At 28.9% G+C, this 19,074-nt stretch carries 16 protein-coding genes; 15 read left to right on the top strand and 1 reads right to left on the bottom strand.

From position 1 onward, the window contains the following. The first annotated feature begins 14 nt into the window (after nt 1-14). The 9 genes from B0A65_RS04125 to B0A65_RS04165 all read left to right on the top strand — a co-directional run bounded on the left by B0A65_RS04125 (nt 15) and on the right by B0A65_RS04165 (nt 11,408). Nucleotides 15-1,982 carry a polysaccharide biosynthesis protein gene (locus B0A65_RS04125; RefSeq protein ID WP_074659412.1) on the top strand — a complete coding sequence of 656 codons (1,968 nt, stop codon included), beginning with the start codon at nt 15-17 and terminating at the stop codon, nt 1,980-1,982. Between the two features lie 176 nt (nt 1,983-2,158). Beyond that, nucleotides 2,159-3,001 carry an ABC transporter permease gene (locus tag B0A65_RS04130; protein WP_083370424.1) on the top strand — a complete coding sequence of 281 codons (843 nt, stop codon included), beginning with the start codon at nt 2,159-2,161 and terminating at the stop codon, nt 2,999-3,001. A gap of 2 nt (nt 3,002-3,003) precedes the next feature. Next, nucleotides 3,004-4,209 (top strand): ABC transporter ATP-binding protein, encoded by a 1,206-nt coding sequence (locus tag B0A65_RS04135; RefSeq protein WP_074659413.1) that lies wholly within the window; start codon nt 3,004-3,006, stop codon nt 4,207-4,209. Nucleotides 4,210-4,488: 279 nt separating this feature from the next. After that, the gene (locus tag B0A65_RS04140) at nt 4,489-6,231 is read left to right on the top strand and encodes a methyltransferase domain-containing protein (protein WP_074659414.1); all 1,743 of its coding nucleotides are present in this window, start codon (nt 4,489-4,491) and stop codon (nt 6,229-6,231) included. A gap of 1 nt (nt 6,232) precedes the next feature. Beyond that, entirely contained in the window at nt 6,233-7,327 is a 1,095-nt protein-coding gene (locus tag B0A65_RS04145; RefSeq protein WP_074659415.1) for a glycosyltransferase WbsX family protein, read from the top strand. Then, nucleotides 7,314-8,393, top strand: coding sequence for a glycoside hydrolase family 99-like domain-containing protein (locus B0A65_RS04150; RefSeq protein ID WP_074659416.1), 1,080 nt, complete (start codon nt 7,314-7,316; stop codon nt 8,391-8,393). The genes B0A65_RS04145 and B0A65_RS04150 overlap by 14 nt, the downstream gene beginning before the upstream one ends. Next, complete coding sequence (locus B0A65_RS04155) at nt 8,390-9,331, top strand: glycosyltransferase family 2 protein (protein ID WP_074659417.1); 942 nt, start codon at nt 8,390-8,392, stop codon at nt 9,329-9,331. Before B0A65_RS04150 ends, B0A65_RS04155 begins: the two co-directional genes overlap by 4 nt. 21 nt (nt 9,332-9,352) lie before the next feature. Next, nucleotides 9,353-10,477 carry a glycosyltransferase gene (locus B0A65_RS04160; RefSeq protein WP_074659418.1) on the top strand — a complete coding sequence of 375 codons (1,125 nt, stop codon included), beginning with the start codon at nt 9,353-9,355 and terminating at the stop codon, nt 10,475-10,477. Beyond that, nucleotides 10,467-11,408: a glycosyltransferase family 2 protein gene (locus B0A65_RS04165; RefSeq protein ID WP_074659419.1), complete on the top strand. Its 942-nt coding sequence runs from the start codon at nt 10,467-10,469 to the stop codon at nt 11,406-11,408. The genes B0A65_RS04160 and B0A65_RS04165 overlap by 11 nt, the downstream gene beginning before the upstream one ends. On the opposite strand, the gene B0A65_RS04170 is transcribed toward B0A65_RS04165, so the two are convergent. Continuing rightward, nucleotides 11,401-12,354: a beta-1,6-N-acetylglucosaminyltransferase gene (locus tag B0A65_RS04170; RefSeq protein WP_074659420.1), complete on the bottom strand. Its 954-nt coding sequence runs from the start codon at nt 12,352-12,354 to the stop codon at nt 11,401-11,403. The genes B0A65_RS04165 and B0A65_RS04170 overlap by 8 nt on opposite strands. A 76-nt stretch (nt 12,355-12,430) precedes the next feature. Between B0A65_RS04170 and B0A65_RS04175 the strand changes: the two genes are divergently transcribed. From B0A65_RS04175 to B0A65_RS04200, 6 genes are read left to right on the top strand one after another with little or no spacing between them, the layout of a single operon-like run. Next, complete coding sequence (locus tag B0A65_RS04175; RefSeq protein WP_074659421.1) at nt 12,431-13,492, top strand: glycosyltransferase family 2 protein; 1,062 nt, start codon at nt 12,431-12,433, stop codon at nt 13,490-13,492. Next, entirely contained in the window at nt 13,489-14,730 is a 1,242-nt protein-coding gene (locus tag B0A65_RS04180; RefSeq protein WP_074659422.1) for a glycosyltransferase, read from the top strand. Before B0A65_RS04175 ends, B0A65_RS04180 begins: the two co-directional genes overlap by 4 nt. Beyond that, complete coding sequence (locus tag B0A65_RS04185) at nt 14,727-15,737, top strand: glycosyltransferase family 2 protein (protein WP_074659423.1); 1,011 nt, start codon at nt 14,727-14,729, stop codon at nt 15,735-15,737. The genes B0A65_RS04180 and B0A65_RS04185 overlap by 4 nt, the downstream gene beginning before the upstream one ends. After that, complete coding sequence (locus tag B0A65_RS04190; RefSeq protein ID WP_074659424.1) at nt 15,734-16,657, top strand: glycosyltransferase family 2 protein; 924 nt, start codon at nt 15,734-15,736, stop codon at nt 16,655-16,657. The genes B0A65_RS04185 and B0A65_RS04190 overlap by 4 nt, the downstream gene beginning before the upstream one ends. Next, a complete protein-coding gene (wecB, locus tag B0A65_RS04195) occupies nt 16,657-17,769 on the top strand; it encodes a non-hydrolyzing UDP-N-acetylglucosamine 2-epimerase (RefSeq protein WP_074659425.1) in 1,113 nt (370 codons plus the stop codon). Before B0A65_RS04190 ends, wecB begins: the two co-directional genes overlap by 1 nt. Further along, a complete protein-coding gene (locus B0A65_RS04200) occupies nt 17,766-19,007 on the top strand; it encodes a glycosyltransferase family protein (RefSeq protein WP_074659426.1) in 1,242 nt (413 codons plus the stop codon). The genes wecB and B0A65_RS04200 overlap by 4 nt, the downstream gene beginning before the upstream one ends. Nucleotides 19,008-19,074: the final 67 nt, after the last annotated feature.

The following is a 19,074-nucleotide window of genomic DNA, read 5'->3' on the forward strand; positions in this document are numbered from 1 at the left end:
CAAAATCATAAAAATTGAATACAGATAAACAGACCAAAGTAGCCGATTTGTTGCATAATTCTTTTTCTCCAAGGAATCTAAGGGCGCATATTAATAACCTTAGTTATTTGCCTAGGTGGATAATTATTGGAATAGATGTAATGGTTTTGGCGTTTTCTTTTACATTTACCTACATGCTGTTTGAAGGTACTGCATTAGGATATATAATTACCTCACATGATTTCTATTTTGTTGGTAGTTTATTAATCATAAATGTATTTTTCTTTTGGTTATTTCGAACTTATTCTGGAATTATCAGGCACTCTTCTTATATAGATGCTATCAAGCTACTATTTTCACAAATGTCTGTTTTGGTGTTTTTCTTGTTTTTCAATCTTGTTTTTGAATTGTATACAGGACATAAAGCTTTTTTAAATACTGCCCTTTTTATCAATTTGGTTCTGTCATTTTGCGGCTTGTTTTTGTATCGCGTAATTGTGAAACAAACTTTCGAATTATACTTTTCAGAAAAGGCTAGCACGAAGTTAATCAGAACAGTAATCTACGGAACAGATGCTAATGCTATTTCGGTAGCTAATGCTTTAAAATTTGAAACACCTTCCCGATTTAAAATTGTTGGTTTTGTAGATAAAAATAATCAAAATGCATCGAAGCGAATGCTGGATTTGCCTATTTTGATTCTGAGAAAAAAGTTACCTGCCCTAATGAGATCAGTAGCAGCTGAAGGTGTAATTATAGCCGACAAAAGTTTATCTAAAGAAGAGCAATTAATTATTGTTGATCAATGCTTAGAGTTTAATTATAGAGTATATACAGTTCCATTGATTTCGGATTGGGAGAATCAAAAAGAAATTTCTCAAAAAGTAAAAAATATTCAGATTGAAGATTTATTAGAAAGAAAACCAATTGTGTTGGATAGTAAGTCTATCTCTAAACAATTAAAAGATAAAACAATTTTGATCACCGGAGCTGCCGGATCTATCGGAAGTGAAATAGTAAGACAGGTTCTTGGATTTAATCCTAAAACAGTGATTATTTTAGATCATGCAGAAACGCCTCTTCATAATTTATGTCTAGAGACATTAGCCATAAATTCAGAAACAAAAATCGTGGCGGTAATTGCTGATGTAAGAAGTAAGAAAGCATTAGAAAAGGTATTTAAAAACCATAATCCACATGTTGTTTTTCATGCTGCAGCTTACAAACATGTTCCATTGATGGAGGAAAACCCTGCCCAGGCGATATTAACAAATATAAAAGGAACTAAAAACTTAGCCGATTTGGCCTGTAAATATCATACCAAAAAATTTGTTATGGTTTCAACAGATAAAGCTGTCAATCCTAGCAATGTTATGGGAGCCAGTAAAAGAATAGCAGAAAAATATGTTCAGTCTCTCTTTTTAAAGAATCAGCGTGAGAATAATGAAGGCTCAACAAAATTTATAACCACACGTTTCGGAAACGTTTTAGGTTCAAACGGATCTGTTGTTCCGTTATTTACCAAACAAATTGCTGAAGGTGGACCGGTTACCATAACCCATCAGGATATTATTCGTTATTTTATGACGATTCCTGAAGCTTGTCAGCTGGTTTTAGAAGCGGGTGCAATGGGCAACGGAGGTGAAATCTATATTTTTGATATGGGTAAACCCGTACGAATTATTGATTTGGCTAAAAAAATGATCAAATTAGCAGGATTTATTCCTGATAAGGAAATCAAAATAAAAATTGTAGGTTTGCGACCAGGTGAAAAGTTATACGAAGAATTATTAAATGATACTTCTAAAACGTTACCAACCTATCATAACAAAATCATGATTGCACAGGAAATTCAGGATGAATACGAAAATCTACATCTGGATATTGATGAACTTATTGGAATTGCTGATTTCTATGATAATGATGACATTGTTACTAAAATGAAAAAAATAGTTCCTGAATTTAAAAGTATGAATTCTACTTTTGAAGTGCTGGATAAATAAAATAGGAATTATATTTTAATTCAAATAAATGATAGAAAAAGGTGTTTTTTATAAACGCCTTTTTCCATTTTTAAATGTTTGTCACGGAAGTAAAAATCTTGTTAATTAGTGATAATTATTAGAAATTGTAAAAAAATAAAATGACTGGTTGTTTAAAATAACCATGTAGTTAAAAAATGAATCTAGAAAAACATATTTATACCAGTTCCAATAGTTATAGTTTTTTGGACGTACTAAAGGCTAGCCTAAAAGGATTTCAAAATTCTTTTTATTTGGCCAATCAATTAGCCAAGCGCGATATAAAAGCACAATATCGTCAATCTTTTTTAGGTGTTTTTTGGGCCATTTTTCCATTATTAGTCAATTCGTTAGTATGGATATTTTTGCAATCATCGGGAACTATTCAGGTAACAGCAACAAAGGTGCCTTACCCTGCTTTTGTATTAATAGGAACAACATTATGGGGTATTATTGGAGAATGTATTAACTTAACTACACAAAGTGTAAATGCTAACAAATCTATTATCACTAAAATAAATTTCGATAAAGAGGCCCTGATTACACTTGGCTTAATTAAGTTTTTCTTTAATTTTCTAATTAAAATAGGATTAATAATCCTCTTTTTGATCTTCTTTAAAATAGTTCCTTCAATTGAAATTCTTTTTTTTATACCTCTTTTATTTTTATCAATTGTCTTTTTTGTTGCTATTGGAACTTTATTGATGCCAATAAGTTTATTATACAATGATATTAGTCGTTTAATACCAATAGCATTACAGTTTTTGATGTATGCTACCCCAGTAGTTTATGCTATACCTCATCAAGGGGTGATGCGTGGTATAATGCTATTAAATCCATTGACTTATATTATTACAGATTTACGCAATTTACTGACTGGTTATAGCATTGAAAATCCTGTTTTTTGGTTTTCTGGTGTATTTATAACAGCAATTTTGAGTACTATTGCTTTAGTGGTTTATAGGGTTTCAATGCCAATACTAACAGAAAGAATGAGTTAACTATGGGGGAAGTATTAATAAAAGTTGATGGGGTTTCAAAGAAATTTGCTAAAGATCTTAAAAAAAGTTTGATATATGGATTGTCTGATGTTTTTAGCGGTATTATTGGGAAGAAACAAGATAAATCTCTGAGAGGTGATGAGTTTTGGGCTGTTAAAGATATTAGTTTTGAAGTACGCCGTGGCGAATGTTTAGGCTTAATAGGACATAATGGAGCAGGAAAAAGTACATTACTTAAGATATTAAATGGCTTGATTTCTCCCGACGAAGGTAGTGTAACGATGTATGGAAAAATAGGTGCTTTGATAGAATTAGGGGCTGGTTTTAATCCTATACTCACAGGGAGAGAAAATATCTATAACAATGCAGCTATAATAGGTTTTAACAAGCAAGAAATTGAAACAAAGTTTGAGGATATCGTAGCTTTTGCCGAGTTGGAAGATTTTATTGATATGCCGGTTCAAAATTACAGTTCAGGAATGAAAGTACGTTTAGGTTTTGCTATTGCTGCTCAGATGGAACCGGATGTTTTAATTATCGATGAGGTTTTAGCAGTGGGCGATTTAGGATTTATTTTGAAATGTTTTAAACAAATTGATAAATTATTACCTCATACTGCAGTGGTTTTTGTTTCTCATTCGATGCCAATGATATCCCGCGTTGCAAACCAAATTCTTTTGCTAGCAAGAGGAGAGACTGAATATTTGGGAAATGAAGTAGGAAAAGGAATTGATATTTATTATAATCGTTTTGTTGATAATGAGTCTACTGTGTTTTTAGATGATGGAATTTTAGAATTAAAAAAGGTACAATTACTTAATGTAAAAGAATATTATAAAGAAGTACCAGTTATAAAGTGGGGAGATGATTTAATTATTTTTTTTAAAATTATATTCAAACAAAGTGAAGAGTTGCCTTTGTTTAGGATCATTATAAATGACAAAGAACAAAAACCGGTAGGGATTTTTCAAACTAATACTTTAAATTCTGATTTAACGATTGAAGATAATCAATTAAATTTTTATTTATTACATGAGAAAATACAACTATCTAAAGGTTTTTATTCCATTGATTTATCCGTATTTAAATTTAATTCCAATAATCCAATTTATCGTATTAATAATGTGTTGTCTTTTCAAGTTGTTCATGATGAAGATGTTTGGCCTCCATTTTTGTTGAATGCTTCTTATTTTAATGTTAAATCATGATAATTTTTACTCATATATAAAATGCGCTTTATGTAAATATTAAATAAAAGTATTTATAATTTTTGAAGAAATATAAAATTCAAATTATTACCAATTTAAGTTTAGATTTATCGAAGTATTTGGTTGACTTTTTAACTGTATGTTTTTTATTTACACTAAAACAATGCAGAGTTTTTAAATTATCTAAATACATAGTAAATATTTTTTAAAATTATTTTTTAATACAAATGAATTCAAAGATCAAAATTGTAAGTGTTTCAAAAATCAATACAACAATAAATGAATAATACAGATAGTTTTAGGTTAAATAGTTTTGTTCTACAATCTGGTTTTAAGAGAACATATATATCTAGCATTGATAAAATTGACTATAGCGATGGGCAAGTTGAAGATGAAATTTTTACTGTACTTTGTGATTTGGAAGACTGTAATGTTGAAAAACATGAATATTTAGAAGATCAAATAAAAGATTGGCCAACTAAATATCATTTTGGATGGGAACGTCAAAATATATTGAGTACAATTAAATTTGATGAAAATGATAAAGTTTTAGAATTAGGTGCAGGAACTGGAGTTTTGACAGATTTTCTAGTGAAAAATGTTGAATATGTGTGCTCAATTGAAGGAACTTTTTCTAGGGGTAGGTGTATTGAAAAAAGATGTTTTGATTCCACAAATTTTGATGTAATTATTGCAAATTTTTTAGAAGTTGATTTAAATAGTCTTTTTTCAAATTTCAAATTTGATAAAATTTTGCTTATTGGAGTTTTGGAATATATTCCAAAATATTCAAATTTATCATCGGAGGAAGCTATTCAGAAAATTTTAAATACATGCAATCAATTATTAAGTGAAAACGGAGAATTGATAATAGCTATTGAGAATAAGTTAGGCCTTAAATATTTAATGGGATGGGATGAAGATCATAATGGGCAAAAGTTTTATAGTGTTGAATCTAAATATAAGACAAGAAATGATTTCGCCACATTTTCTAAGAATGAAATAGAAAGAGAAATAAAAAAGGCTAATTTTCAGGTTGTTAATTTTAGCTATCCTTTTCCCGATTACAAATTACCTTCTTTAATAATTAATGAAAGTGAGAATTTAAAAAATAAAGAATTTAAAGAGCTTTTAAAAAATCTTTTATATGAGATTAAAGTTCCAAATTATGATTTAAAACATACAATACATGATTTGAATCAGATTAAATTTGGGAGAGTATTAAGTAATATAATAGACGAAGAGATCTTACCTTCGATTAGCAATTCTTTTTTAATAGTAGCAGAAAAAAACCCAAAACAAATAAAAAACAATATTTTAGCGGTTTATTTTTCAGCACAGCGAAGATATAAATTTGCTAATAAAATCTTGTTTAAATCACAATTTCAGAATATGTTTATTGAAAAATCATGGTTATATACAGATCAAGATCAAGGTAAAAATATTTTAAATCTAAATTGTAGAAAAGATATTATTCAAGATTGTGTTTTAGGAATTTCTCTTCACGTAAAATTTGATAATTTGTATTATATAAATGATGAGGTTGCGTATAAAGTGTTACTAAATAAGTGGATTCAATTTTTGAAAACAAATTTAAATGGATTTGAGTTTACCTTTGATATAGTTCCATTTAATGCAATTTTATCTGAAAATGATATAATTACAATGATTGATGTCGATGAGTGGGAGATGGGCAAAAAATTGAGTATAGCTCAGTTGTTATATAGGTACTTTATTTTAAATAAGGAACATTTAGTTTGGTTATACCCAAATATTATAGGTTTTGAAAATAAAATGCTTGAATTACTTGAAGATTATCAAATAAATTTAATTAATATTTCGGAATTTCATGAAATCGATATTTTACATCACTATTCCCAAATTGCAATTATGAGAAAACCCTATAGTACTTCACTTATTAGTCCTACTGCAAAGGAGATAACTTTAAAACAAACCGTTAAACTTGTTTTAAAAAAGACATATGCTGTATTCAAAAGACGAGTTTATAAAATTTTGAAGTAATATGTCTGGGAATAAAATCAAAGCTATAGCAATTTATTTACCCCAATTTCACCCTATTCGAGAGAATGATGATTGGTGGGGAAAAGGTTTTACTGAATGGACTAATGTTACTAAAGCTAAGCCTTTATTTAAAAAGCATTTTCAGCCACAATTGCCATCAGATTTGGGTTTTTACGATTTACGTGTAGAAGAATCGCGATTGGCTCAAGAAGCTCTGGCGAAACAATATGGAATTTATGGATTTTGTTATTATCATTATTGGTTTGATGGCAAACGTTTGTTACATGAGCCACTTGATAGAAAGATAAAAAACCCAAAAGAAGACTTTCCTTTTATGCTTTGTTGGGCAAATGAAACTTGGAGCAGAAGATGGCTGGGGGAAGAAAAAGAAATCTTAATTGAACAGACTTATAGCGAAGAAGATGATTTAAAGCATATTAAGTGGTTGATTGAAATTTTTAAAGATTCAAGATATATAAAAGTTAATGACAGACCAGTTTTTGTTTTTTATCGCCCTTCATATCTTCCTGATGTAAAAAAAACAATTGCTCTATTTAGAAGTGAATGCTTAAAAAATGGTTTGAGCAATCCTTATTTGATTGCCTCAAACTCTCATTTAAAAACAAATTATCATGATTTAGGGTTTGACGATATATTGAATTTTCAACCAAAATTGGATCGTTTGCCCAATGCTTTTAATGATAATAAATCTCTTAGAAAGTGGTTTGCTAACTTAAAGAAAAGTATTCTTAGCTCAACTTTGAAAATTTATGATTACAAAGAAGCTAAACAAAGAATGAAAGTCACTTTCAATTATAATTATATTCCCTGCTCTTTTGTTGGCTGGGACAACACGGCAAGACGCGGTAAAAAAGGAATTATAATAAAAAATCAAAATGTAGATTCTTTTATTAAGGAGGTAAAGGAAAATATAGATGATATTCAGAAACAAGAAAGAGTAAAGGAAAGTCAATTTATTTTTATAAATGCCTGGAATGAATGGGCAGAAGGAAATCATCTTGAGCCAGATATGAAAGATGGATTAACGTATTTAAAAGCATTGAAAAATTTATTGGATAAATATGCAAAAAATTAAACCTATAGCTATACATCTGCCACAATTCCATCCAATACCTGAAAATGATGAATGGTGGGGAAAAGGTTTTACAGAGTGGACGAATGTAACAAAAGCTAAACCATTATTTGAAGGGCACTACCAACCTCAATTACCTACCGATTTGGGATTTTATGACCTACGATTGCCAGAAGCTAGAAAAGCTCAAGCAGATTTGGCTAAATCTTATGGAATTCAAGGTTTTTGTTATTATCATTATTGGTTTAATGGCAAAAGACTTTTAGAACAGCCAATAGATGGAATGCTTCAACAAAGTGATTTAGATATGCCTTTCATGTTGTGCTGGGCAAATGAAAACTGGACACGCAGATGGGATGGTAAAGAAGAGGACGTCTTAATAAAACAAGATTATAATTTTGAAGATGATAAGGCACATATGCGATGGCTATGTGAAAAAGTTTTTTCTGATTCAAGATATATTAAAGTAGATAATAAACCTGTCTTTATACTTTACAAACATAGTTTATTGCCTGATATAAAAAAAACTGTTGACTTATGGAGAGCAATAGCAATCGAAGAATTTGGTTTTGAAGATTTATATTTATGTATTACTGACAGTTTCGGAGATACAACTGATCCTAATCAAATTGGTTTTGATGCTTCAATAGAGTTTTCCCCGCTTGCGGTGATTAAGAATAAATTGGAGATCAAAGAAAAAAAAGGATTGTTAGATCTTTTAAAAAGGAAGCAAAAAGAGACTCCAATTGATTATAGGGATTTTGAACTTGGTGTTACGAACTGTATCGAAAAAAACATACCAAGTTATAAGTTTTTCCGATCTGTTACACCATCTTGGGATAATACGGCAAGAAAAAAAGAAAAGGGTACTGTAGCTTTAGGAAGTAGCCCTGATCTTTATTATAAATGGTTGCGTCATATTGTAACCCATTTTAAACCATATTCGGAGGATGAAAATTTTATCTTTATAAATGCTATGAACGAATGGGCCGAAGGAAATCATTTAGAGCCATGCATAAAGTATGGTAATGCTTATTTAGAAGCAACTAAAAAAGCGTTAGAGATTTGAATCCAAAAGTTTCCATACTTATTCCAAATTATAATCATGCGGCTTTTTTAGCTCAAAGACTTGAAAGTGTTTTCAATCAGACTTATCAAGATTTTGAAGTCATTCTTCTGGATGACAAAAGCACCGATAATAGTGTAACTATTTTACAACGATGTATTGATCATCCCAAAGTATCTCATTTTATAATTAATAATGAAAATTCAGGAAGTCCTTTCAGACAATGGCAAAGAGGAATCCAATTAGCTAAAGGCGAATATATTTGGATTGCGGAAAGTGATGATTATTGTGAACGTACCTTTTTAGCTAAATTGATTAACTATATTGATGAGGACGCTTCAATTGGTATTGCTTATTGTCAGACAAATGATGTTAATGAAAAGGGCACTTATTTAAATAATCGTATAAATTATACAAATCCATTTCAGCCTAATATATGGGAAACGGATTTTGTGAAAAACGGACGAGAATTCATTGATTTATATTTAAGTTTTTTTAATGTTATTCCTAATGCAAGTGCAGTAATTTTTAAAAAAGAGTTGGTAGACGATTCTATTTTTTCAACATCCTTAATACAGATGAAAATGTGCGGAGATTGGTATTTTTGGATACAGTTAGCTCTACAGTCAAAAGTTTGTTTTCTCTCTGAAACGTTAAATTGTTTTAGGGAACATCAATCTGTAAGTCGCAATCACAACGACGCATATAAGAAACAACTAAGATTGCTTGAAGAAAAAAAAGTGCGCTCTTTAATGCATTCATACCAAATTATAAATTTACAATCGGAACAGCTGTTATATTCTAAATGGTTTAATCTGCATGCTTTTCGGACAATTTTTGATAGATCTTTTTATGATGTAAAATTGGAGAATGTATCCTTTTTTACTTTTTTGAAGATGTATGTTCAAAGTAAATTGTCTATGCTCAAACGTAAATTTTAATTTGTATTATAATTATATTATATGGAATTGCAAAAAAATAGAATAGCTATAGTTTCTCCTTCTCAAAATGTCTATTCCGAAACCTTTATTCAAGAACAAAAAAAAGGATTAAGAGGGGAAATTTTTTTTTATTATGGAGGTCAAGTGCCACAATTTTTAGAAGGGTTTGGTAAATTATGGAATCGCACCATTGTATGGTCAATAAAAATAAAACGTAAACTAGGATTTAAAACGCTTTCGGTTTCGGAAACAGCTTTTATGAATTCACTTCGGAAAAACAGAATACAAGTTGTCTTGGCACAGTACGGAACTACAGGTGATAAAATAGTTAATGTTTGCAAAAAAATAAACATTCCTTTAATAACTCATTTTCATGGTTATGATGCGTCAGTTATAACGGTAATAGAAAACTGTAATTATTATAAAGCCGTTTTTGAATATAGTACCTATGTAATTGCGGTTTCAATTTCGATGCAAAAACGATTGATTGAATTAGGCTGTCCAAAAGAAAAATTGATATACAATATTTATGGACCAGATAATTTGTTTGTTAATATTATTCCTCAATTTAGTAACCTTACATTTATTTCGGTAGGGCGTTTTGTAAATAAAAAGGCACCTTACTATACGATATTGGCATTTAAAAAAGCACATGATTTATTTCCTGATGCAAGATTAGTTATGGGAGGATCAGGAGAATTATTAGAGACCTGTTTCAATATTATTAAAACATTAAAGATACAAGACGCTGTGATGTTACCAGGTATTATTGATAAAATACAATTTGTAGAATATTTATCAGAAGGACTTGCTTTTGTACAACATTCTGTTACCGCAATGAGTGGTGATCAGGAAGGAACTCCTGTCGCTATTTTGGAAGCGAGTGCGGCTGGACTACCTGTTATTTCAACAAAACATGCAGGTATTCCCGATGTAATTATTGAAGGTGAAACTGGGTTTTTAGTCGAAGAACATGATGTTGATAGTATGGCTGAAAAAATGATATTGCTTTTAAAAAATAAAGAATTAGCTAAAACATTAGGCAAGAACGGAAAAGAGAAAATAAAAAGAGATTTTACATTAAAAAGACATTTAGATGTTATTGATGATTTAATTGAAACAATAATCAAAAAAAATGATGAATAATCCTCTTGTCTCAATTATAATTCCTACTTATAATCGTGCTAATTTGATTACAGAGACGCTTAATTCAATACTTATGCAATCCTACGAAAATTGGGAGTGTATAGTGGTAGATGATGGTAGTACAGACAATACTAAATTTATAGTTGATTATTATAAAGAAAAAGACAGTCGTTTTCAATACCACATTAGGCCAAAAAACAGAATGGGTGGAGGCAATGCAGCCAGAAACTACGGATTTGAATTGAGTAAAGGAGAATTCATACAATGGTTTGACGATGATGATTTGATGGATAAAAATAAAATTAAAAAGAAACTTGATACTATAATTTCTTTTAAATGTGATTTTGTTATTTCCAAGACTCAAAATTTTACATGTAGTTCCTTTCAATCCCCATATAAATATAATCTTAAAGAAAATAAATTTGATTTATTTTTGTTTTTGATAAGGAATATCCATTGGTATACTTATGATTGTATGCTTTCTAGGGAAGTAGCGTCGCAAATTAGTTTTTTTGAAAAAATGAAATCTTGGCAAGACTATTATTATTTTGCTAAAATGTTAAGCATATCAAATAATGGTATATTTATAGATGAGATTTTAACTTATAGAAGATTACATGAAAACTCAATTCAAGATAATATACATAGATCTGAAAGTGAGTTTCATAAAAATTTGCTATTTGCAAAATTTTATACATACAAGGAAATAAGGACTAAATTAAACTTAAAACAAAAAAAGAGTTATTTCAAAGGTTGTATAAATCATTCTTTTTATTTGATGAGATATAAATATGTTTCGAATTTAGTGCCTGAAATACTTTTAGAAACGTTACATCTTTATAAGTTTAAAAATGTCCTATTACTAGTTGTAGGTTATATATTAGTTTTTATTACTGGGAAAGGGGAAGGACTGGTAAATAAGATTAAATAAGATTTTCATCTATCCAATCTAAAATACCTTCATCTATCTCTATGTCAAATTTCCTTGCGAACAATTTGATTTTAGACTGTTCTTTGAGTTCATTTTGATCATAAGTAGTATTTGTAAATGTGACAGGAAGAGAGGTATTTTTTCTTATCCAATTTACATAGGTAATACTTAGCTCTGTTTTTAAATTGGGATTATTTTTCTCTAAATGTTTTATTATAGTTTGAAAAAAAATTTCATCAGGTAATAATGTGTACTTGTGCTCCTTAATATAATTAGGATTGTCTTTTAAAAACGATAAAATATCTCGAGCCGTATTTGTAGGCATGGCCCACCATTGACCACCACAATATGGTTTTAATTTAGCAGGTAGTGCTCTTTTAGTTAATAAAAATTTTATGGCTTTTAAAGGAGAAATTTTGAAGATTTTAATAAAGTTCAATAAATTTTTTTTGTTAAAAAAAGACTTATTAAAAAAAGGAACTAGTTGAATAAAATCTTGTCTGTTTTTGGAAAATTGTATTTTGTAAAAATTGATTCGGTCCAAACCACCATGTTTTCCAAATCCTTTGTAAGGAAGAGGGAAAATATGCATAAAAATTGTACCTATATTTTTTGTAAAAAAAAGCTTTATTTTTTGTCTGTCCATTAAGGGGTAATCCTGACCACTTAGTAACACACAAAAACCATTATTGTTATGTTTGGTTATTAGTTTTAAAGCCTCAATAGTACCTTTCACAATTCCAAGATCTCCCCAAATTCCATATTCTCTCTTATTATCTGGAATGAAAAAAATGTTTTGTCCTATGATCTGTTTTTTAAAAAAATCTATATTTACATTTTTATCAACATGTATATAAAAGTTCACATTGTCATCGTTTAACTTTGTTATCAATCTCTTAACCTGAGCAGGGTTTTTATGAACTAGTAAGATATAATTTATATACATAATTATTGATGTTTAAGCAAAAATATGAATTTTAATTCCTTAAAAAAAACTAATTAATCCCTATACAAAAAGGAGTATGGAAGAAACTGTAAGAAGTATTGACAATAGAATTATTGATGGTCCACATATTCCGCTTATATCGGTTATTTTGCCAGTTTACAATGTCGGATCCTATATTAAAGAAGCTATAGGTTCAATTCTAAACCAGACGATTCAGGATTTTGAAATTATTGTTATTGATGATCATTCAACAGATAATACTATTAATGTGATAGAGTCTATTAAAGATTCCAGAATAAGGATACTAAAAAAAAATGAAAATAAGGGGCTTATAGATAGCTTGGATATAGGTTTTAAGGAAGCAAAAGGAAAATATATTGCCCGGATGGATGGTGATGATATTAGTTTGCCTGATAGATTTCAAAAGCAATATAAAATTTTAGAAAATAATCCCAGTATAAAAGCTTGTGGCTGTTGGCTTAAAGAGTTCGGTTATTCAAACAAATTAATACTCCATAAAGAAAATCATGATGAAATTGTTTCAAGGCTCTTATTATCGTGTTCGATGTCACTTGGCAGTGTTATGCTAGAGCGATTATGGGTCAGAGATTATAAGTTTGATAAAACAAAAATTCATGTGGAGGATTATGATTTTTGGTCAAAGATGGCATGGACTGGAAAATTTTATAATATTCAGGAAGTATTGTATAATTATAGAGTTCATAAGTCACAAGTCTCTACACTTTATAAATCAATACAGATAAAGGGAGATATAAATATAAAGTTGTTGTTGTTTAAAAAGCTACAATATGATACGGAAATATTTTCGGATGAAATAATAATAAAAATATTATTATTGAATACGCCAATTGAAGTAAAAGAATTCAAGTTGTTTTTGAAATGGCTTAATCAATTAATTTTTTTGAATAACAAAACTCGTATCTACTCTCCAATTGAATTGAAGAAAGTTTTGAAAATTATAAAAAGGTCGACACTTTTTTCTCTTTACTTTAAAAAAACACCCACAGGTATAACAAAAAAATGGAGAATAAAGATGTTATTTAACTTATCGATGAGTGACCTCTTATTTATATTAATAATAAAAGAACGAGAAATCAGAAAGAGGATCTTAAAATGAATCAGTCAAAAATAATAATTTTCAAAGTTCCTGAATTTCCGCACCTTTCAGAAACATTTATTGTCGCACAGATTATTACTGGAATAAAGCTGGGCTATGAAGTGAAAATCTTGATTAGAAAGCTTCTTGATAATGATACAGCAGTTAATTCTATTTTAATTAAGGAGTATGGTTTACTTGATAAAATAATTATTGAAGATTATAATATTCCAAAAAATAGGTTAGTACGTTTAATTAAATGGATTTTTTTATTAATATTAAATTTTAGAGACTTAAATTATATAATAAAATATTATAAAGAATTCTCTAAATTTAGTTTGACATGCTTATATCAATGGCTTTTTTTTCAAAGATTTAAGAATGCTACTCTTTTTCACGTTCAATACGGAACCAATTCTAAACCTTTAGATATTTTAAAAAAAACAGGTTTTAAACCCGCTGTAATTGTTACTTTTCATGGACATGATGCATTTTTTCCTATAAATGGTTATATTCCCAATAATGGTTATTATGACAATTTGTTTAAGTATGCAGATTTAATAACTGCTAACACTCCATATCTAGCCGATAAAATTATTGAGCTAGGCTGCCCTAGAGAATTACTTTCAATTATTCCTGTTGGTGTTGATACTGATTTTTTTTATGCCAATAAAGAAAGTAAAATAATTCATAGTACATTAAAACTAATCACAGTTGGTCGTTTAGACAAAGTCAAAGGTCATGATTATTGTATCTTGGCTGTGGCAGATTTAATTAATAAAGGGGTAGATGTAACATTGACAATTATTGGTGAAGGTAAAGAGCGCAAAAGTCTCGAAGACTTAATAGCACAATACCAACTTGAAGATAAAGTTTTTTTGAAAGGAAAAAAAACACAACTAGAGGTTAGGCAGGAATTGTGGGAACATGACCTTTATTTGTTGACGGCAGTTGCATTAGGAGATGGAAGAAGAGAAACACAGGGATTAGCTACTCTTGAAGCGCAGGCTTGTGGATTGCCAGTTGTTGCTTTTGATTCGGGTGGCATAAAATATACTATTGAAGATGAAAAAACGGGATTAATTTGTAAAGAATATGATGTACAAGAAGTTTCAGATAAAATCAAATTATTATATTCAAATCCTATACTTAAAATAGAGATGAGCATGAATACGAAAGATTTTATAAAACAGAATTTTTCACAAAATTATATTGATAGTATTTGGGAAAAAGAATATTTACAATTACTTAAAGCATGACGGATTTAAAAATTTCTATTATTCTTCCAGTCTACAATGGTGAAAAATACCTCTCTCAATCTATAGAGAGTTGCCTGAATCAGACTTTTAAAAATATTGAACTAATCATAGTTAATGACTGTTCTACCGATAAGACTTTGAGTATTGCTACTCAATATGCACAAAAAGATAATAGAATTAAGATTATAAGTAATTTTGAAAATAAGAAGTTACCAGCAAGTTTAAATATTGGGCATAATGCAGCAAGTGGAGATTTTTTAACATGGACAAGTGATGACAATTTTTATGAGCTTGATGCTTTAGAAAAACTTTTAGAATCATTGTTAGAAAATGAAGCTGATATTGTTTATAGTAATATTTTCTTAATTGATAATTTTGGTAACAGAATAAGAGAGGTTAAATTATTAGGAGTAGAAAATTTAATTTTTGGGAATGTTATAGGGTCCTGTTTTTTATATAGGCGAAATGTTTTTCAAAAAAATAAGGGTTATAATGAAACTTTATTTTTAGTTGAAGACTATGATTTTTGGATACGTGCTCTCTTACATAGTAAATATTGTAAACTTGATCAGTTTTTGTATAATTATAGAAAACATGGAGATAGTTTAACGAATCAGATTAAAACAGTTAATAATAAACAAATTATCTGGATAAAAAACATAGAGACAATGTATCTTGAATTTTCAAGAAATTTCATGGATCACGATTTTGAAGTTTTTTCAGAATTGCAAACTAAAATATTAAGTTGTCAACAAATAAAATTTGAGTGGGTTATAAAAAATTATTCTGCAATTAAAAAATTTAAAGAAAATATTTTCAGGAATAAAAACTTTCAAAATAGAAAAGTAATTGAGAAAGTCTTTTTAAATCAGATAATTCTGTTGATGATAGGAGATTTTGTTAGAAAAAAAAGTAAATATTATTGTTTTTTTATATTTAAAAACTATTATTTATTTTTAGATAAAAACACTATGAAAATTTTAATAAAGTATTCCTTTTTTAAATGAAAAAAAAAGTAACTATAATCATGGCGACTTATAATAGGAGTCATTTTATTTTAGAATCTTTACTGTCTATTCAGAATCAAACCTATTCAGAATTTGAATGTTTAATAATTGATGACGGGGGAACCGATAAAACTTTAGAAGTTATTACACCAATTTTAAATAAAGATTCTCGTTTTAAGTTTTTAAAACGGCCTGAAAATTATACAAAAGGATTGCCGGGATGTAGAAATTACGGAATTGATTTAGCAAAAGGTGATTATATCATATTTTTTGATGATGACGATATTGTGCATCCACAAAATTTGGAATTGTGTACGACTGAATTAAATAAAAATAAGGTTGCCTTCTGTAGGTATCAGAGAGAGGTTTTTTTCAATGAATTCCATTATAATTTTGATTATTCGAAGGAGTATTCTTCATTCAAAGTTGGAGTTAATGATGTTGGAAGCATTTTAACTCATGAATTACCATTTAATTCATGTGCCGTAATGTGGAAAGCAACATGTTTTGAAAAGAATCGTTTTGCGGAACATTTGATGTACGCTGAAGAATGGGAATTATATTCCAAAATTATATCTTCAGGATTTGAAGGTCTTTCTATAAACAAATGTCTGTTTTACGGAAGAAAACATGCTAATTCAAATACTGGTGAATTTTTTCAAAATAATCCTGTTAGAATGGCTTCTCAAGCTGATGCAGTTATTTTAGTTGTTCAAAATCTTAAAGAAAAAAAAATACTTACAGATTCATTGATTCAATATTTTATAACTATTTCTATTGGTTTTAAAGAGTACAATTTGTTTAATAGAATATTAAATATTTTGGATTTAAGTATTTTTGCACGTTTAAAATGGATTTTTTTTTACCAGTCTTATCCTTTACGTTTGCCTATTTATAAAATAAAAAAAAGATTTAAGTAATGAAAATTCTACTTTGCTTCGGTACGCGTCCAGAAGCTATTAAAATGGCACCATTATATCATAAGCTTAAAAAAGAAAATTTTGAAGTTATTGTTTGTGTGACTGCACAGCATCGTGAAATGCTAGATCAGGTTTTAGATTTTTTTGAAATTAAACCTGATTTCGATTTAGATCTTATGCAGGCCAATCAGTCTTTAAATAGTTTAAGTGCACTTATTTTGTCTAAAATAGATGGTGTACTTCGGGAAACTAACCCTGATTTAGTTTTAGTGCATGGTGATACAACAACATCTTCGATGGTCGCTTTGGCGGCTTTTCATCTAGGTATAAAAGTGGCGCATGTAGAGGCTGGATTAAGAACATACAATAAAATGGCACCATTTCCAGAAGAGATTAACAGACAAATAACCAGTAGATTAGTGGATATTCATTTTACACCAACAGCTGAAGCAACACAAAATTTATTAAATGAAGGGATTTTAAAAGAAGATATTATAAAAACTGGCAATACTGTAATTGATGCTTTACTTTGGACAACAAACAAAATTGAAAAAAATGACTATTATCATCCCGAAATAGAAATGTTAAAAGGTAAAATAACTAAAAATAAAAAAATAGCTTTAGTGACAGGTCATCGAAGAGAAAACTTTGAGTTGGGCCTGGAGAATCTCTGCGAGGCACTTTTAGAAATTTCTCAAAGGGAAGATGTTCTTATTATATACCCTGTTCATTTAAACCCAAATGTTAAGAAAACGGTTTATGATTTATTATCAGATAAAAAAAATATTTTGCTAATTCCTCCAGTATCATATCCGGTTTTTGTCTGGTTAATGAAGCAATCTTTTTTAATTGTAACTGATTCCGGAGGTATTCAAGAAGAAGCGCCTTCATTAGGTAAACCTGTTATAGTCACCAGAGAAGTTTCTGAAAGGCCTGAAGGTATAACAGCTGGATTTTCAACTTTAGTAGGAACTGATAAAGGTAAAATTATAAATACTATTCAGGAAATTTTGAATAATTTTAAAGGTTTTGAAAATTACATAAACCCTTATGGTAGTGGAGATGCATCTGAAAAAATTATTGATTTTTTGCTAAATAAGATTAGAAAATGAAAATATTAGTAATTGTAGATTCAATAAACATAGAAGACAGTAGCGGATCTAAAGCTAATGTAGCCTTGATTAATAATTTACATACAGAGGGATTCGAAGTTTTGGTTTATCATTATACACTAAAAGATATTGAATTAAAAAACATACAGACATACGCAATTCAAGAAATAAAAATAAGCAAAACCTATGTTTTAAGTAGATTGCAGCGGTTTATAAGCCGAAATTTAAAAGTTAATTTAGCCCCTTTTTTAGAAGGGTTGTTTGGTTTTTCCTTTACATTTTTTAACGATACTAGAAGTATTCAAAAAACAATAGAAAAAATTGCATTTCAGCCTGATTTTGTATTGACTCTAAGTAAAGGAGCAAGTTTTAGATCACATTATGCAGTTCTTAAATTAACACATTTACATAATAAATGGATAGCTTATGTACATGATCCATTTCCATTTCATTTTTACCCTAGACCATACAATTGGGTACAATCAAGTTATCGACAAAAAGAAAAATTCTTTAATGAAGTTGCTATAAAAGCAAGATATAGTGCTTTTCCTAGTCAATTATTGAAAGAATGGATGAGTAGCTACTTTCCTGATTTTGAAAAAACAGGAATTATTATTCCACATCAAAATGAAAAGTATAAAATTCAAAATACTTCTTTTCCGTCTTATTTTAATGCTTCAAAATTCAATTTACTGCATGCCGGAAATTTAATGAAACAGCGTTCTCCTGAAGGTTTAATAAAAGGCTTTAATTTATTTTTAGAACAAAATCCAGAAGCCAAAATAGATGCCAGACTTCTATTATTAGGAAATGCTTCTTATCATGCTGAAATGCTGAAAAATTATAAAAAAAATAGCCCTGAAGTATATATTTACAATGGAAACAAACCTTTTGATGAAGTCTATAATTTACAAAAGAATGTATCAGTTAATATAATTTTAGAAGCAAAAGGAGAAATTAGCCCTTTTCTTCCTGCTAAATTTCCTCATTGTGTTGAAGCAAATAAGGTTATTCTTTTGCTTGCTCCCTATTATAGTGAAACAAGAAGATTGTTGGGGAAAGATTATGAATTTTGGTCAGAAGTGGATGATATACAAGGGATTGCTTTGTTAATAGAAAAACTTTATTTTTTATGGAAGGAAAAATCTGTTAATTTAAATTTAAATAGACACGACTTAGTCGAATATGTTTCTTCACGCCATTTAAAAGAAATATTAGAAAAAATAACAACTAATTAAAAAGAATCTAATTCAAAAAAAATCATTTTGCAGTTTTAATTTTTAAACTTGTGTGATTATTACCATA

Origin of the sequence: Flavobacterium frigidimaris (genome assembly GCF_002217275.1) — a bacterium.
Classification (GTDB): Bacteria; Bacteroidota; Bacteroidia; order Flavobacteriales; family Flavobacteriaceae; genus Flavobacterium; species Flavobacterium aquidurense.

Coding starts and splice junctions, on each gene's coding strand:
- B0A65_RS04175 (WP_074659421.1), top strand. CDS start 12,431: ATGGAAGAAACTGTAAGAAGTATTGACAATAGAATTATTGATGGTCCA.
- B0A65_RS04180 (WP_074659422.1), top strand. CDS start 13,489: ATGAATCAGTCAAAAATAATAATTTTCAAAGTTCCTGAATTTCCGCAC.
- B0A65_RS04145 (WP_074659415.1), top strand. CDS start 6,233: ATGTCTGGGAATAAAATCAAAGCTATAGCAATTTATTTACCCCAATTT.
- B0A65_RS04130 (WP_083370424.1), top strand. CDS start 2,159: ATGAATCTAGAAAAACATATTTATACCAGTTCCAATAGTTATAGTTTT.
- B0A65_RS04200 (WP_074659426.1), top strand. CDS start 17,766: ATGAAAATATTAGTAATTGTAGATTCAATAAACATAGAAGACAGTAGC.
- B0A65_RS04150 (WP_074659416.1), top strand. CDS start 7,314: ATGCAAAAAATTAAACCTATAGCTATACATCTGCCACAATTCCATCCA.
- B0A65_RS04165 (WP_074659419.1), top strand. CDS start 10,467: ATGATGAATAATCCTCTTGTCTCAATTATAATTCCTACTTATAATCGT.
- B0A65_RS04140 (WP_074659414.1), top strand. CDS start 4,489: ATGAATAATACAGATAGTTTTAGGTTAAATAGTTTTGTTCTACAATCT.
- B0A65_RS04190 (WP_074659424.1), top strand. CDS start 15,734: ATGAAAAAAAAAGTAACTATAATCATGGCGACTTATAATAGGAGTCAT.
- B0A65_RS04170 (WP_074659420.1), bottom strand. CDS start 12,354: ATGTATATAAATTATATCTTACTAGTTCATAAAAACCCTGCTCAGGTT.
- wecB (WP_074659425.1), top strand. CDS start 16,657: ATGAAAATTCTACTTTGCTTCGGTACGCGTCCAGAAGCTATTAAAATG.
- B0A65_RS04135 (WP_074659413.1), top strand. CDS start 3,004: ATGGGGGAAGTATTAATAAAAGTTGATGGGGTTTCAAAGAAATTTGCT.
- B0A65_RS04185 (WP_074659423.1), top strand. CDS start 14,727: ATGACGGATTTAAAAATTTCTATTATTCTTCCAGTCTACAATGGTGAA.
- B0A65_RS04160 (WP_074659418.1), top strand. CDS start 9,353: ATGGAATTGCAAAAAAATAGAATAGCTATAGTTTCTCCTTCTCAAAAT.